This window comes from Chryseobacterium pennipullorum (assembly GCF_003384725.1).
Taxonomy (GTDB): domain Bacteria; phylum Bacteroidota; class Bacteroidia; order Flavobacteriales; family Weeksellaceae; genus Chryseobacterium; species Chryseobacterium pennipullorum.
On record NZ_QNVV01000021.1, the window covers coordinates 43,829 to 60,564 of the forward strand.

The window sequence follows — 16,736 nt, forward strand, 5'->3', positions numbered from 1 at the left end:
AATGAAATATTTTCTTTCCATTCCCATTCTGTTGATCTCATTATTCGGTACGGTAGTAAAAGCTCAGGCGAATGATACCATTACCGCAAAAATCCGCGAGGAATACAGCTATGAAAGACTGTTTAAAAATACCGTCAATGCAAACCCTTCCACCCGGCTGGGGGCCGGAAAATACAGCTTGACTGCTTTCAGTGTATGGGCAGAAACCAAGGACACTCCCCTTCAATTAAAGCAAAAAGGGAACGGACAGCATCTCTGGGGTGTGGAAGCCCGCACTGTACAGAACCTTGATGATCAGACAGTGGTATGGGGCCATGCAGCCTATACACAAGGGAAAAACAAACAGGTGGTATGGAATGAAAATGCAGATTATGACCGTATCTATCCTTATGTCGCCGCCGACAGTGTAGGCGGTGATATGAGGTTTGAAAATTACAGCTTTTCGGGAGGGTACTCCAAACAGATCAATACGTTTACCTTTGGTATTACGGGACGTTACCAGGCCAGCCTGAGCTACAGGGATACGGATCCCAGGCCCAAAAACACAGCAGCGACCTTTTCTGTCGCTTTGGGAGCTGATCAACTGATGTTTAAGACACTGAAAATCGGAGCTTATCTTGACGCTGAAAAATATACCCAAAAGCATTATCTAAGTTTTGTAAGCAACCAGGGCTATCCTACCATCTATACAATGAGCGGACTGGGAAATTACAATGAACTTCTTTCGGGGAAACTTCGCCAGGCATATTATGAAGGCTGGACCTATGGAGGCGGCATACAGATATTTGAAGCTGAACGCAGAAACTGGTATGTTACGGTTGGTTTGAAAAAGATCAATCTGGATAAACTTTTAACTGAATATACGGACCTGCATGCCTCCACCATTGATGAACATCAGGTGAACATTTCACTGGGAAAGTTTTTCGGTTCCGGGAAACTGAACTGGGGACTTTTTGCTGATGGAAGCATCATCAAAAGAAAGGGAACGGAGAATCTTTTTCTCAACGAAAACTCGAGAAACTATATACAGATAGGAAGTGTGGAAAAATACAGTCACGCGGTCGATCATGTCATCTTCAAGGGTCTTTTGCAAATGAATCATAAAAATGCTCAATCTTCATGGGTACCTTATTTCGGATGGATCCGGGAAAAAGAAAAGTACAGCAGTCCACTCTCTTTGACTGATCTTCATAAAATAGTATATGGTGCCGATTATCAGTGGCTCAAAACGTTTAACAACAGCCAGACCCTTTCTATTTCAATGGGGCTTTCTGCCACAAATGTCTATCGGAAAAACGGAACGTTTAACAATTCCGGAAAGCCGGCGATTAATCAGATGCTGCAGGAAAACTATGCCTTTCAGACTTCAGATGTCTGGCAGGCAAAGCTTGACATGCAGTATCATTTCAACGTACCTGTTATAAAAAATGTTTTTATTGGTGGGAAAATGATGTACAGCAATTTTAAGAACGGCAGCAATACCCTGTTTGCAGCTACGATAGGAAGTTTATTTTAAACACAGAAGTATTATGAAATTTTCAGATCTTACAACCGTCCTGCTCATTGGAGGTATTTCCATTTTTTTCATGCAGCATACCCGCAAATACAGTATAGACTACGGAGAAGTTGCAGAGCTGTATAAAAAGCCCATCAATGCCTGGCCGAAACCATCAGTGGATCCGGAAGTCAACTGGAAAGAATTTGAGGCTATAGAATGGGATTCCAACTATTATGAAACGCAGGAACTTCCGGAAGTAATGCTGGGAAAAAAGCTTTTTTTCGACCCTAAACTTTCATCATCCAGCCAGATCTCCTGCAGCAGCTGTCATAATCCTCAGCTGGGTTGGGGCGATGGACAGGAAGTTGCTTTAGGCAATGATCACTTGCAGGGAAAAAGGAATACACAGTCACTCTTCAATATTGGAGACCGCAAATCCTATTTCTGGGACGGAAGAGCCAGGACCCTGGAAGAACAGCTGAAAGGTCCTATTTCTGCCCATAACGAAATGAATATGAAGCCGGAAAAACTTGCTGGAAAACTGTCCCGGATCAAAGAATACAGGCAGCTTTTTAAAGAAGCATATGCCACTGAAAAGATTAGTTTTGACAAAATCGCTAAAGCTATAGCCGTCTTTCAGAGAACCATCAGAAGCCAGCCCAGTAAACTGGATAAGTTTATCAAAGGTGATTATAAGGCAATGAGCGATAAAGAGATTTATGGCATGCACCTGTTCCGTACAAAAGCAAGATGCATGAACTGTCATTATGGGAAATACCTCACGGACGAATCTTTTCATAATATAGGTCTTACCTACTATAAACGGGAATATGAGGACCTCGGGCTGTATCATATTACAAAGAATTCAGATGATGTCGGAAAGTTCAAGACCCCTTCTCTCCGCGATCTGGATTATACAGCTCCCTGGATGCATAATGGACTGATGGATGACATGCATGGTATTGTCAGCCTTTACAACAGTGGAATGCAGATGATTAACCCTACTCCGGAAGAAAAGAAAAAGGATCCGAACTTCCCGGTTACCGACCCTCTCGTAAAGCCCCTGAAACTTAATGAGACAGAAATAGACGCCATTGTTTCGTTTTTAAAGAGCATGTCGGGAAGCTATTATAAAATGCCTAGACCAGATATTCCGAGACAATAGATTTGAAACAGTTTATCTGCTGATATATAAAACAGTAAGCCCCTTATCTAAGTTATTGCTTTAAATAAGGGGCTTTTGTATTTCTACTGTTGCTGTTAAAATTTAAATCCTATGCTGAAGTAGATCCGCCAGAAATTAATCAGATCATTTCGGGAGATGTTGATGCTGATCGGCCCCAGTAATGACTCGTATCCGAGATTGGCCCCATACCCGATCGCGTTGTAGCTCTCTTTAAAAGGAGAAAGCCGTTCGCTGACTTTGCCATAGTTAAGAGAAGGTGTAAGGTAGAGTCTTTTCATAATTCTGTATTGCAGCGAGATACCTGCTTTAGCTACAGAAGTTACAGGGAGTTCCTTCTGACGAAGCCCATTGAATTCAGGATTCAGCAGATCGTAATTGTACTCACTTCCACCCAGATTGTATTTTTGGTTAAGAAACAAATAAGGATTTTCTTCTTTTTCGGATCCAAAGCTCATACCCAGAAACAGGTTCACCCTGGCAGTAAGCCTCCGGGTAAGCGGATAGGCAAAATTCTCATTCAATGTAAAAGATACCAGATTTTTGGGCTGATAATAATAGGAATCCTTAGGATTTAGGATCGGGTATAAAAGTGGCTGTACCGTATTCAGATCATACAGCTCATATTGATCTCCGTAATAAAAACGGGTGCTTACCTGAAGATGGTTTCCTCTCGTGTAAAAGTACCTCTTGTTAAGGTTATTCTGCTCGAATTTAAGGAATGTATTAAAATTGCTGTGATTATAGAGCTTCTTACTGTAATTGTCAAATTTTGACTGATCTACTTTATCCAGCAAACTGTACATTCTCTCTGTACTGAATTCTGTACCTACGGAAACAACAGCATTGGGATTGATATTGTAATTCAAGGCAATTTTACCCGTAATATTCCTGTACATATGGTTTGGAAAGTAATCGGCACCATCTCCGCCTCCGACATCATAGAGCCTGAAATTCAAATCATTACTCTTAAGATGAATCATTTTAGCTTCCAGATCCAGCCACAACCGCTCGCCACTGTCCAGAAACTGCTGATAAGCCAGTCTTGCTTTAAAACGTTCTGAAATATCTACGGTCGCTAAAAATCTTGACCTGTTCAAAAGAATATTCCTGTAGGTATAGTTGACAATAATCCCCACCGACTGTTCAGTATCATAATGCAGGGCTACTTTAAACGCTCCCTTTTTAGCTCTTTTCACGAAAATATTCATCACAAGGCCATCATCGTTTATGCAGGTGTACGTATAATACACCTTAAGGTACTGGCGCATTCCAAATACCCTGTCTATGGCTGCATTGACCGTTTTCACATCATAATACCGTCCTTCTACCAGCCCCATCTGCTTTTTGATCACCTCAATCTCAGCGTCATCCGTCATTGGGGTACCGTCTTCTTCATTAAATGTAAACCGGGTAGTGGGAAGCTTTACCTCTTCCATCATTTCATGTTCATATTTGATGCCCAGTTTTCGCTGCGCTTCTGCAAGAGCTACAAATTCCGGAAGGTGCTTCCTGGCCTCTGTTTCCCCTATTTTAATGATTCTCCTGAATTTGGCGAAGTCTTTTGTGGTAATTTCTCCTAAAGGATCTACAAAGTCTACAAGGATATTGGAAAGCGCCTTCTGATGCTTGAAATCTTGTACTGACCGTATGGCGTGGGTCTGGTAGATCATTTTCATGGGGTTTTCAATTTCTTTCTTGGTAAAAAGCCTGAAACCCGTATAGCCGCCGATCACAAAATCGGCTCCCATTTCCCGCACTTCATTCGCAGGAAAGTTACGATCCAGTCCACCATCCACCAATAGCTTTCCGTCGATATAGACCGGAGCAAATGCTGCCGGAATAGCCAGCGTAGAGCGAATGGCCAACGGCAACGACCCTTGTTTCTGCATAATCAGGCCGCCATTCTCTATATCAGAAGAGGTGAGCTCCACAGGAATTTTTAGTTTGCTGAAGTCGTTGATGTGTTTGGCATTGAAGGTAAGCGTATTAAGGACTTCACCCATATACTGCCCTTCAATATATGAGCTGGGAAGGGTCGGAATTCCTTTCACTACTGGAAATTCCAGGATATACTTGTCATATTCATCCTTTTCACTGATATTCACTTTGTGATAAGGGATTTTATTGCTTAAGATCCGGTTCCAGTCTACCTTATAGACCGTCCGTTTCAGTTGATCTGCGTTGTATCCCATCGCATACAATCCGCCGAGAATCCCTCCCATGCTGGTTCCTGTAATGTAATCTACCTTGATCCCCAATGAATCAATAATCTTCAGGATCCCGATATGCGCAAATCCCTTAGCCCCTCCGCCACTGAGTGCCAGGCCGAATTGGGTATCTTTGGTTATCCTTTGGAGAGCTATATCAAGGGAATCATTCTTTTGCTGAGATTTAATGATAAGAGAGAAAACAAGAGCTAAAAATATCAGGATCTTTTTCATTGTTGATTCTTTGGTGTAACCGACGAGAGCTTTAAAAATTTACCGAGAAGTAAAGATACACAAAAAGTTATCCGCTTATCCACTGATTTCTCTATCCTGAAATAAACCAGCCGGTAACCAGCCCGTTTTTATAAAACATCAACACAAAAATGTAGTACAGGTCATACCATAAAACGGTCAGCGGCTATTCCCATTAGCCGCCAAATGAATTTACTGTTTCTTCAAAATCAATGTCCGGGTTAAGGATTTCAAGGATCAGACTTTTTACCGATCTCATTGCATCATCGATATTCCCTTTATCAAACTGTAGGGGAACCATTCCTTTTTTAGCATCGGCAAAGCTCCAGATCCCCGTTTCTATAGGATATCCCCAGAATTCGGGAAGATGTTGTACGACATAATGATAAATACACAGCTGAAGAGCCTGTTTCCTGTCGCTGTTATGGAAATATTCTGCAACATTCTCCTCGTCAATTTTTACATTCAGATTCTTAATCTTAGCTGTTTTATAATCAATGATTCTTAACGTTCCATTCAGTTTGTCGATCCGGTCTATAAATCCTAAAAATGAGATCTTGTCATTTCCATCAAGGTAGAAATCTATATTTTCAAACTTTCTTTCAATATCTATAATCTCCAGGCTATTCCCCTGCCTTATGAGATCAAGATCATGGTTAAGGACGTTTTCAATCACTTTTTTCGCAATGGCTTTATGAATAAAATTCATTCCTTTTTCATAAAACTCCGGCTGGTGCTTCAGCTTCTCAATAGCTATATTTATATATTCATCTATTGCTCTAACTGATTTCAACAAGTCACTTTCTTTTAATACTTTACCCTTAAGTACTTCATATACTTCTTGAAGGGTATAATGAACAAGGTTACCGTAGTTTTTAATAGACAGTTCCTCTTCAATCTCATCGGTTTCTGAGGTATTCAGAATTTTGGAAAGATAAAAATCAATCGGATTATAAAGGTAACTGGTAAGGTGAGAAGCAGAAACTTTTTCTTTCCATTTACGCAACCGGTCCTGTACAATCTGCGTCTTTGAAATTTTGACAGGTTGGGTGATAATCGGCTCAGATGAATTTTCGATAATCAGGTGTTCAATCTCATGAGAGCTTTCCATTTCGATCTGAGTAATGAAGCGGCTTTTTTCACCGGTATTGACTCCGGAGCTTAACGCATTATAAAGCAGGTGTACATTTTGCGCGTCCTGTATCAGTCGGTAAAAGTGATAAGCATAAATACTGTCGTTTTCAAGGAACGTGTGCATATCAAAGAACCTCCGGATATCAAATGGGATATACGTATTCTGGGAATTTCCAAGCGGCAGCTTTCCTTCATTCACAGAAAGAAGAATGACATTTTCAAAATTAAGAAGACGGGTTTCCAGAAGCCCCATGATCTGCAGCCCTCTCAGAGGCTCTCCCTGAAAATCAATACTTTCTGAGTTGATGTGCTGGTTAATCAGAATTTCCAGCGTTTCCATTTTGATATCGATATTGTACGGCGTCAGCTGATTCTTAATAGTCCTGAAAGCATTTTCAAAATGGGAAACATTCTCATACTGAATATCATCTATATCCAGCCATTTCACCTGCTGGCAAAACAAAATAAGTGCATCCAGATACAGATGAGTACCCGATGCTTTTTGAAGAAGGTCGAAATAGGAAAGCCCACTCAGAAGCTCATGCAAAAGCTTTCGGGAAATATAAACAATATTTCTTTCTTCTATTTTTGCCTTAAAATCATTAATGATCACTTCGTCTTCTGCCGATTTCGGAAGCTCTTCAAGAATCGGAAAAATATCCCTGTAATAGTAAGACGATTTATTTTTCTCCAATTGTTTCTGCAGATAAAAAAGACGTTTTACCGCGTTGGAAAAAGATAAATTTTTCAATGGGAATCCCATTGTAATATTCAAATTATCAACACCATGCATCACGTCAAGACTTGCAGGAAGCAGGTTCTCGTCCAGCAATACGACAGCAGTATTGGAATACGTTTTATTTTTAATCTCTTTAAAAATCTCTGGAAGAACTTTGGTTTGGGTCACATTTCCGGAAACTTCATAGACTTTGATTTTCTTAGGTTGGCTAAAATCGTCTTCTATCCATTGAAAAGTTCTGTTATCATCAAATTCTTTCCATGTTTTGTGGTTTCTTAGAAATTTTCCGGCTTCCTGCCTTTCGTCATTAAAGTAATAGCGGTCTGCCTGAAAGAAGCATTGTGCCTTATTCCACTGCAAAAGGCTTCGCACCAGTTTTTCCTCTACGGGGGTAAAAGCATTAAACCCACAAAACACAAACTCTTCCTTGCTATGTTCGGCAAAACGGGCAATCTTGGCTTTAGCCTCTTCATGAATCATTCCTGAGGTAGCCCAGTTTTTTTCCCGTAACCTTTCCTTTAGGGCGGGAAGAAAAACATTCATATTCTGCCAGAAATTAAGAAATTTCTTCCTAGGTACCTCATCATCTTCCCCGAGGTTCTGAGCCCATTCCTTGATCCTCTCCTCATCAAACATATACTGAAGCACTGCCTCGTCACTGTCTGAAAATTTTAAGATGTCATCCCAGTCCTTCTGCAAGGTAGGGAACCATTTCAGAAAGTCTGAAAAATCATCTCTGGGGATAAGATTCAGGCTGCGATATACATCAAATGAAAAAAGCCATAAAGGAATCCCCTGGATCGGCTGTTTATCTGCAATGGTATTAATGAGCTCTTCTATAGTAAAAAAATTGGGCAGAAATCCCGAATAATTGTTCTCTTCAAGGATCTGCCTGATAAATACAATAGGTCGCTTTCCGGGTAAGATGATGTTAAACGCAGAAAGGTCCGGGTTTTGCGCCAACAGTTCGTGAATGATCTTATTAAGGAATTTCAAGGGGCTTGATAGCTTTTTAGGTTGTCCAGTTCTTCAGCAATAGCAGCATTATATTCCGCCTGCTTTTCTTTGTTCATTCCGTGACGGGTATCCCTGTCATAGGAAATCTGAAATTTTTGATATTCGCTGGCTATTCGGTTGTAAATATTCTTAAATTTTTTATCGTAATCTCCTGAATTTGTAATATTTTCAGCAAAAGCTTTTCTGAATTTTCGTACGAAAAGCTCCGCAATATCGAAATGTTTCTGTTCATGCAGCAGGATATAATCATTGATTCTTTTGACGTCCTTCCAGGATTTGTCTTCATTGAATGTGGTCTTCATTTCAATTGTAACGGGCGATTTCGGATTGCTTGATTTGACCACAGAATATTCCCAGCCACAATGTGTATAGGCGATCACGTCAGGGTTTTCTTTTCTGTTGACCGGGCTTTTAAAATTATCCCATATCAGCTTCTGCCCTTCCTTCCAGATGATCTTCTGCCCCGGTAAGAGGTTTGCCATAAGAACACAAAATGCAAAGGCAAGTTTCATTATTCCACCACAATGGTTTTAGTAATCCAGTTATTTCCGCCACTCCAGAATTTTAAAGTATAGGTTCCTCTTTTCTGAGGATTGAAGTTGATCTGGTTGGTACCTGCATAGTTTGCCTGTGCGCACGGCTCGTTGGTAATAAATTTATAGGCAGTAACGGTTCTGTTAAAATCAGTATCATACACGTAATCATAGCCGTAAAAACCCTGGCACTGGGATTGATAGGTGGAGTACGTTTTTATACGCTGTATTCCTAAAACATTCATCGTATCATTAACCAGCTGCACACTATCTATTTTGATTTTATCGATAGACTGAACCGTACCATAATCATCAGCCTTACAGGAGACTAAAAATCCGCCAAACACGAATAAAGAAAACCCAATATTTAAAAGCTTTTTCATAATCTGCAATTTTCTGATTATTAACAAATATTTAGCAAAAATTATTCCTCAATATCACAAATTTAGGAATTAAAATTACCTTTTGATAGATAGACTACTTTTTTAGTGTCAAAAAACTCTTCATCAAAATAGTTTTTAAGATTGAAAATTTCACATTTAAGGCCGGCCAGCTCCTCTGCCAGGTCACCTCCTTTTAAATATAAAATTCCATTATGTTTAGGGTTAAACTGTTCTTTTTCAAATTTTCCTTTCAGCCATCTCAGAAATTCCGGCATCTGGGTTACCGCTCTGCTGACTACAAAATGAAATTTTTCCTTTAATTTTTCAGCTCTGCCATGGATCGCGGTCACATTTTTCAGTCCTACACCTTCTGCAACAGCATTTACAACACTTATTTTCTTTCCAATAGAATCTATTAACGTAAACTCAGTTTCCGGAAACAGGATAGCCAGAGGAATTCCTGGAAAACCACCGCCGGTTCCGATATCCAGAACTTTCGTTCCGGGTGCAAATTCCATTATTTTCGCAATTCCCAAAGAATGCAGAATGTGTTTTTCATACAGTGACTCCATATCTTTTCTGGAAATCACGTTGATCTTTTCATTCCATTCATTGTACAGGCTTTCAAGTTTTGTAAATTGCTCTACCTGTGTTTCTGTAAGATCCGGGAAATATTTTAATACTAACGATGCAGACATGTGAATTATTATAATTGGCAAAAATAAGTTTTTATCGGCTTTATTCAAATTTTCAGAAAGGGTATATCAAAAAAATAACAGAATTTTATTTTGAATTTTCTTTTTCAATAGGATTATTACTTTTCTTAAGCAACCTGGCCAGTTCTGCATCTTCATTTCCCTTGCCCGCTTTTTTAATTTGACCAAGATCCAATTGCGTCACATATCCATCTTTCAACTGTACTCCCATTTTTCCTGTTTGTCTGTCGATGTTGATACTTTCAATATCTTCAGGGCTGAAGATCTCATTTTTTACAAGCTGCCTGTATTCCTGATCAGATATTTTTTTATTGTTTTTAGGGACAAAATTAAATATAGAATGTACTTTTTTCACCTGAACCATATTAAAAATATGATTATCGTCCCTATCTTTAACCCTTACCACAAGTCCCGGAAGACCATTGAATTTGTAAGGACCATCGCTGATAGGATAATCTTTAGAAAACCATGCTTCCCATTCTCTTCCTTTGTACCGGGTTACGGCTTTCTGGCAATCCATGCCATTGATCTTTAAAAACTCTTTCTGCACCGACCACTTGGGAACTTCGGGATCCGTAATAACAAGATGTGCTGTTTTGTATTGATCATATAAATGGGCTTCTATTTTCGAATAATCTTTTTCAATAATATAACCTAAGCTTCTGTCATAATTTTTACTCTTAAACAATATATTAAGATCTTTATCTGCCTGATAAATAGAATTCTTTCGTATTTCACAGCATTATAAAAATAAGATTTCTTCCCGTCAGAATCCAGATTCATATAATCGATAACCTGAGAATCTTTATTATCAATATCTGATTTCATTTTGTATTCATACACAAAACGATAATTCTGAGCAAACATAGTGCAGGATAATACCAAAAATAAAAGAGAATACCTATTTTTCATGGATTAAAGTTTTTAAGCAGGTGTGTTTTCAAGCCAAAATTGCATCAAAAACAACATCAACTCCAAATATAATGAATCTGGGTTAAACCTGATAAAAATCTTTAAAACCACCCTCTTTTTATTACTTCTGCAAGGCCTTTTTATCATATATTTGTTAAAATTCAAAAAATACATGGATAAACTTTCAGATAGAGTAAAAAGATTAGGATACTCACAGACTTTTGTAATGTCTAATAAAGCGAGAGAAATGAAAGCCAGCGGAATAGACGTTATCAGCTTAACTCTTGGTGAACCGGATTTTGATGTTCCGGACAATATTAAACAGGCCGCTTTTGATGCCATCAACCAGAATTACAGCCACTACTCCCCTGTTCCCGGGTTTCTGGAATTGCGTGAGGCTATCGCTTACAAACTGAAGAGAGACAACCATCTGGAATATAAACCTACTCAAATCTGTGTATCAAATGGTGCCAAACAGGCTATTATCAATGTGCTTGCAGCCATTATCAATGATGGTGATGAAGTTCTTCTTCCCGCTCCATACTGGGTAAGTTATGATGAGATGGTAAAAATGATGGGCGGAACTTCCGTAATGCTTCCGACTTCCTATGTGACAGACTTTAAAGTAACGGCAGAACAGCTGGAAGAAGCTATTACAGAAAAAACTAAAGCTGTACTGTTCAGCTCGCCATGTAACCCTTCAGGAGGATATTACACCTATGATGAGTTGAAATCCATCGCCAAAGTTATTGCCAAATATCCCCAGATCACGATCATTTCTGATGAGATCTACGAATTTATCAACTACGAAACCAAAACTACCTCTATTGCACAGTTTCCTGAAGTATATGAGCAGACAGCCGTCATCAACGGAATGTCAAAGGCTTTTGCCATGACAGGATGGAGAATCGGATATTCAGCATGTCCTGAATGGCTGGCAAAAGCCTGTGAAAAAGTACAGGGACAAATGACAAGCGGAGCGAACACGGTAGCACAGAGAGCTTCCATTACCGCTCTACAGACAGATCCTTCCGAATACCGATACATGATTGATGCATTCAAAAAAAGAAGAGATTTAGTCTATGACCTGATCCAGGAGATCCCGGGGTTCAAAGTACTTCTTCCAAAAGCAGCCTTCTATTTCTTCCCTGATATTTCTTATTATATCGGAAAAACATTGAATGGAACTGAAATAAAAAATTCAGACGACTTTGCCATGTTCCTTCTTGAAAATGCCCACGTAGGCTGTGTAGGCGGCTTCTCTTTCGGAAGCCCGGAATGCATCAGATTCTCTTATGCCGCATCTGAAGAAGACTTAAAAGAAGCAATGAGGAGAATCAAAAAGTTGTTGGAACAATTCAGTTAACAATAAAAACTCATCATCAAAAACAAAGCACTACAGCAATGAATCTGCTAAAAAAACTAACAATCGCCACCAGCATTGCCGCTGCCAGTTTTGCCGGCTATGCCTATGGACAGGATTTCCAGTGGAAGGAAGCAACTTCCAACGGCTACAAGTACAGATACGTAACCAACGATCCTACTTCAGCAAGATATTATACTTTAAAAAACGGCTTAACAGTAATCCTGAGCCCTACGAATAAGGACCCAAGGATCCAAACGTATATTGCCACAAAAGCAGGAAGCAAAACAGATCCTGCAGACCATACCGGTCTCGCCCACTATCTGGAACATATGCTTTTTAAAGGAACAGATCAGTTCGGATCTAAAGACTGGGCTAAAGAAAAACCCCTTTTAGACCAGATTGATGCGCTGTACGAAAAGTACAACAAGACAAAGGACGAAGCCAAAAGAAAAGAGATCTATAAAGAGATCGACAGAATTTCCGGAGAAGCTGCCAAGTATGCCATTGCCAATGAATATGACAAAATGATGGCCGGTATGGGTGCAGATGGTACCAATGCCTTTACTTCTTTTGAACAAACGGTGTATACCGAAGACGTTCCTGCCAATGTCCTTGACAAATTCCTTTCGGTACAGGCAGAAAGATTCAGACAGCCGGTTCTGAGACTTTTCCATACGGAGCTTGAAGCAGTCTATGAAGAAAAAAACAGATCTCTTGATGATGACGGAGATAAAGTTTTCGATACTATGTTTGCCAGCCTATTCCCTAACAACAATTATGGAAAGCAGACCACTATCGGAACGATTGAGCATTTGAAAAACCCGTCGCTCCACGCCATACGGGAGTATTATAACAACTACTATGTTCCCAATAACATGGGAATCATCATGTCCGGGGATTTCAATCCGGATGAAGTGATCGCAAAGATTGACAAAGCGTTCTCTTACATGAAGCCTAAAGCGGTTCCTGAGTATAAAGTAGGCCAGGAGAAGCCGATCACAGCACCTGTAGTAAAAGAAGTAGTGGGACCCAATCCTGAAAGTGTTATGCTGGGCTTCAGATTTCCAGGAGCTTCTACCAAAGACGCAAGACTCTTAAACCTTGTTGGAAGCATGCTTACCAACGGACAGGCAGGATTGATTGACCTCGACCTGGTAAAAAAACAGAAACTATTGGGTGCCTTTGCCGGATCTTATGCATTGAAAGATTATTCCGTTTTGCTGCTTCAGGGAAAACCTACAGAAGGACAGTCTCTGGATGAAGTAAAAAATCTTCTTCTTCAGGAAATTGATAAATTAAGAAAAGGAGAGTTTTCTGACGACCTGATTCAGTCTATCGTCAACAACGAAAAGAAAGGTATTATTCAGAAGGACGAAAAATATTCGTCAAGAGCAAGCATTTTGATGGATGAGTTTACTTCAGACATCGACCACCGGGTAACCCTGGAATATGTTGACGAAATCTCAAAGCTTACCAAAAAGGACATCATGGATTTCGCGACCAGATATCTTCAGAACAACAATTATGTCGCGGTTTACAAGAGAAAAGGTGAAGACAAAAGCATCGTAAAAGTAGATAAGCCTACCATCACTCCTGTTTCCGTAAACAGAGAAGACCAGTCTCCTTTCCTTAAGAAAATTGACGAAATGCCTGAAAATGCAATTGCTCCGGTATGGTTAAATTATAATAAGGACATTGCCAAAAACAAATTAGGTGAAGTAGAAGTTTTATCGGTAAAAAATACAGACAACACCCTGTTCAGAATGTATTATCATTTCGATTCAGGAAAATGGAACAATAAAATACTTCCTTTGGCTGCGGAATACCTGCAATATCTAGGCACAAAAAACAAATCTTCTGAGGCCATCAGTAAAGAATTCTACAAACTGGCATCAAGCTTCAATGTAAGTGCCGGAAATGAGGAAACCTATGTAACGCTTGAAGGCCTTAATGAAAACTTTGATCAGACCATTGCCTTATTTGAAGATCTGATTAAAAACTGTCAGGCAGATCAGGCAGCACTGGACGCCTACAAAGTACGATTGAAGAAAGCCAGGGCCAATGCAAAACAGAACAAGGCTTCCATTATGGCAGGCTTGAGAAGCTATGCCCAGTATGGTGCTCAAAACCCATTCAATAACGTGCTGAGTGATGCGGAACTTGATGCTGTAAAGGCGGAAGACCTGGTCAACGTTCTTCATGACCTGTTTAATTTTAAACATAAAGTATTGTATTACGGTCCGAAATCAGGAAACGAAACAGTAGCCTCCCTAAAGCCGGTTCACGTTCTTCCTGCCAGTCTTAAAGATCTTCCTAAAACCAAGACGTTCGCTCAGATTCCTACAGATAAAAACAAGGTATTGTTTGCCCATTATGATATGGTGCAGGCGGAGGTATTCTGGGTAAGAAACTCAGATCAGTACAACCCTTCTGTTACCCCTACCGTGAGTCTGTTCAACAACTATTTTGGTGGTGGTATGGGATCGATCGTATTCCAGACCATCAGAGAATCCAAAGCATTAGCCTACTCCACATATTCTTATTTTGCACTGCCAAGCAAGAAAGCAGATAAAGATATGATTATGGCTTATGTAGGAACCCAGGCAGACAAATTCAATGAGTCCACTACTGCGATGAATGAACTTCTGACTACCCTTCCTAAATCTGAACAGCTATTTGAAACCGCAAAGAGCGGATTGAAAAAATCGATTGCTTCCGAAAGAATTACACAGGACGGTATTATTTTCTCTTATCTGAAGTCCCAAAAACTTGGTAATGACTTTGATATGAGAAAGAATGTCTACGAACAGGCACCCAAACTGTCTTTTGCGGACATCAACGCTTTCCATGACAAGGAAATGAAAAATAAGAACTATACCTACTGTCTGGTAGCCTCTCAAGATAAAGTAAATGAGGCCGATATGCAGAAACTGGGCGAAGTTAAAAAGCTTAACCTGACCGAGATATTCGGTTACTAAAATACACAATAAAAGCCCTGTTTTCAGGGCTTTTTCTTGTAATACTGTCAAAAACAATTATAGATTTTATTTATCAACATCTGTTTGTTCGATAGATAAACCTTTGTATATTTGCATCAGAAATTTAAATATAAAAACAGAAAATTATGTCTTTAGTAGGAAAAAAATTCCCGAATTTAACAATCGACGCAATGTCTGAAATGGGTGATGATTTAAGAATCAACATCCTTGAAGAAGCAACCAACAACCAACAAAAAGTTCTTTTGTTCTGGTATCCTAAAGATTTCACTTTCGTATGTCCTACTGAGCTTCATGCTTTCCAGGAGGCTTTAGGTGAATTCGAAAAAAGAAACACCAAAGTAATCGGTGCGTCTTGTGATACCAACGAAGTACACTTCGCATGGCTAAACACTCCAAAAGATAACGGAGGTATCGAAGGAGTAACGTATCCACTTTTAGCTGATACGCACAGACAATTAGCGAATACTTTAGGTATCGTTGATCAGGATTTCGAATACAATGAAGAAGGAGAAGAAGTTTTCACAGGATCTAACGTAACATACAGAGCGACTTACCTTATCGACGAAACTGGAAAAATCTTCCACGAAGCGGTAAACGATATGCCTTTGGGAAGAAACGTAAAAGAATTCTTAAGATTAATTGATGCTTACACTCACGTTCAAAAGCACGGTGAAGTATGTCCTGCAAACTGGGAAGAAGGAAAAGATGCCATGAAAGCAGACAGAACTTCTACTGCAGAATACTTAGCGAAGAACTAATATAATGTGTTAATTTGAAAATGAGATAATTTGAAAATCAATCTCAGGATGGTTAAAAATTATCTCATTTTCTTCTTTACAAAGCATTGACACATTTTCAAATTAACAAATTTTCAAATTAGAATCATGTACACAGAATTAACCGAAGATACATTACAAAATATTGTAAACGATAACGAAAAAGTAGTTGTTCAGTATGGCGCAACATGGTGTGGAAACTGCAGAATCATGAAGCCGAAATTCAAAAAGCTGGCTTCTGAAAATGACGCAATTCCATTTTTATATGTAGATGCTGAAAAACTTCCTGAAAGCAGAAAATTAGCAAAAGTAGACAACTTACCAACTTTCGCAATCTTCAAAAACGGTGAACTGGTCAACCAGGTTCAGTCTAACCAGGCAGAAAGCTTAATTAACCTATTTAACGAATTATCATAATGAAATTACCCGTAATCAGACAGTTTTATCAAAATCAGACCCCTGAAAACCTTGAAAAGACCTTAGAAGTACTGGAAAGTTTCAGCGAATTCAGGGGAACAAGTGAAGAAGACCTTAATGTAGCAGGCGAATTGATTACCAACATCTGCGGCGCTTTGGAGGTTCACGCAAACGTACAGAACGGAATGAGTGAAAAAGATGCTTTAAACTCTTTTGCACAAAAGGTTCTGGGATCAATCGACAAATAATATTTTTCGATTGTTTATTAAAAGATTGTCTACACGACATACAATACCTGAGGTTTTCCTCATTACTATACTTTTTCTTTATTCTTTATTAGCGCTCATATTGATCATCTTCAAAGTCTCATTGGCAGCATGAAGAAAATGGATCGATGATCATAATCAAGAATAACCAAAAAATCCCGGTGAAATTGTCATCAGGATTTTTTGGGCTCTTAGTTAAAAAAACACAGATCCCACGAATACTCCTGCATTAATAGCATAGATATCTTTGGTCAAACAAACAAGTATTATGTGAGATTAAAAAGGATCTGCCAAATCCGCATAATCTGCGAGAGAAATAAAAGACGTCCCCTGGC

The 16,736-nt window shown here is 39.4% G+C and carries 14 protein-coding genes; 7 read left to right on the forward strand and 7 right to left on the reverse strand.

Annotation, left to right across the window (positions count from 1 at the left end; all coding sequences use genetic code 11):
- Nucleotide 1: 1 nt before the first annotated feature.
- Both DRF67_RS18320 and DRF67_RS18325 read left to right on the forward strand, forming a co-directional pair.
- Nucleotides 2-1,516 (forward strand): DUF6850 family outer membrane beta-barrel protein, encoded by a 1,515-nt coding sequence (locus DRF67_RS18320; RefSeq protein WP_115929748.1) that lies wholly within the window; start codon nt 2-4, stop codon nt 1,514-1,516.
- Nucleotides 1,517-1,586: 70 nt separating this feature from the next.
- Nucleotides 1,587-2,663: a cytochrome-c peroxidase gene (locus DRF67_RS18325; protein ID WP_228435857.1), complete on the forward strand. Its 1,077-nt coding sequence runs from the start codon at nt 1,587-1,589 to the stop codon at nt 2,661-2,663.
- Between the two features lie 95 nt (nt 2,664-2,758).
- Here DRF67_RS18325 and DRF67_RS18330 read toward each other — a convergent pair whose 3' ends face one another.
- The 7 genes from DRF67_RS18330 to DRF67_RS21615 form a co-directional block, all read right to left on the reverse strand.
- On the reverse strand, nt 2,759-5,125 hold the full coding sequence (locus DRF67_RS18330; RefSeq protein ID WP_115929750.1) for a patatin-like phospholipase family protein: 2,367 nt from the start codon (nt 5,123-5,125) through the stop codon (nt 2,759-2,761).
- Between the two features lie 193 nt (nt 5,126-5,318).
- Complete coding sequence (locus tag DRF67_RS18335; protein WP_115929751.1) at nt 5,319-8,012, reverse strand: PD-(D/E)XK nuclease family protein; 2,694 nt, start codon at nt 8,010-8,012, stop codon at nt 5,319-5,321.
- On the reverse strand, nt 8,009-8,515 hold the full coding sequence (locus tag DRF67_RS18340) for a DUF922 domain-containing protein (RefSeq protein WP_228435851.1): 507 nt from the start codon (nt 8,513-8,515) through the stop codon (nt 8,009-8,011). The genes DRF67_RS18335 and DRF67_RS18340 overlap by 4 nt, the downstream gene beginning before the upstream one ends.
- A gap of 29 nt (nt 8,516-8,544) precedes the next feature.
- Nucleotides 8,545-8,949 carry a hypothetical protein gene (locus tag DRF67_RS18345; protein ID WP_115929753.1) on the reverse strand — a complete coding sequence of 135 codons (405 nt, stop codon included), beginning with the start codon at nt 8,947-8,949 and terminating at the stop codon, nt 8,545-8,547.
- A 62-nt stretch (nt 8,950-9,011) separates the two neighbouring features.
- Nucleotides 9,012-9,647 carry a 16S rRNA (guanine(527)-N(7))-methyltransferase RsmG gene (gene rsmG, locus DRF67_RS18350; protein ID WP_115929754.1) on the reverse strand — a complete coding sequence of 212 codons (636 nt, stop codon included), beginning with the start codon at nt 9,645-9,647 and terminating at the stop codon, nt 9,012-9,014.
- Between the two features lie 85 nt (nt 9,648-9,732).
- Nucleotides 9,733-10,353 (reverse strand): GLPGLI family protein, encoded by a 621-nt coding sequence (locus DRF67_RS18355; RefSeq protein WP_165851833.1) that lies wholly within the window; start codon nt 10,351-10,353, stop codon nt 9,733-9,735.
- Complete coding sequence (locus tag DRF67_RS21615; RefSeq protein WP_165851834.1) at nt 10,320-10,577, reverse strand: hypothetical protein; 258 nt, start codon at nt 10,575-10,577, stop codon at nt 10,320-10,322. The genes DRF67_RS18355 and DRF67_RS21615 overlap by 34 nt, the downstream gene beginning before the upstream one ends.
- A 172-nt stretch (nt 10,578-10,749) precedes the next feature.
- On the opposite strand from DRF67_RS21615, the gene DRF67_RS18365 reads away from it, so the two are divergent.
- The 5 genes from DRF67_RS18365 to DRF67_RS18385 all read left to right on the forward strand — a co-directional run bounded on the left by DRF67_RS18365 (nt 10,750) and on the right by DRF67_RS18385 (nt 16,383).
- Complete coding sequence (locus DRF67_RS18365; protein ID WP_115929800.1) at nt 10,750-11,943, forward strand: pyridoxal phosphate-dependent aminotransferase; 1,194 nt, start codon at nt 10,750-10,752, stop codon at nt 11,941-11,943.
- A gap of 38 nt (nt 11,944-11,981) precedes the next feature.
- The gene (locus DRF67_RS18370) at nt 11,982-14,921 is read left to right on the forward strand and encodes a M16 family metallopeptidase (protein ID WP_115929757.1); all 2,940 of its coding nucleotides are present in this window, start codon (nt 11,982-11,984) and stop codon (nt 14,919-14,921) included.
- A gap of 146 nt (nt 14,922-15,067) precedes the next feature.
- Nucleotides 15,068-15,700 carry a peroxiredoxin gene (locus tag DRF67_RS18375; protein WP_089733937.1) on the forward strand — a complete coding sequence of 211 codons (633 nt, stop codon included), beginning with the start codon at nt 15,068-15,070 and terminating at the stop codon, nt 15,698-15,700.
- Between the two features lie 126 nt (nt 15,701-15,826).
- The gene (locus DRF67_RS18380; protein WP_076355737.1) at nt 15,827-16,135 is read left to right on the forward strand and encodes a thioredoxin family protein; all 309 of its coding nucleotides are present in this window, start codon (nt 15,827-15,829) and stop codon (nt 16,133-16,135) included.
- Nucleotides 16,135-16,383: a DUF6952 family protein gene (locus DRF67_RS18385; RefSeq protein ID WP_027375263.1), complete on the forward strand. Its 249-nt coding sequence runs from the start codon at nt 16,135-16,137 to the stop codon at nt 16,381-16,383. The genes DRF67_RS18380 and DRF67_RS18385 overlap by 1 nt, the downstream gene beginning before the upstream one ends.
- Nucleotides 16,384-16,736 lie beyond the last annotated feature (353 nt).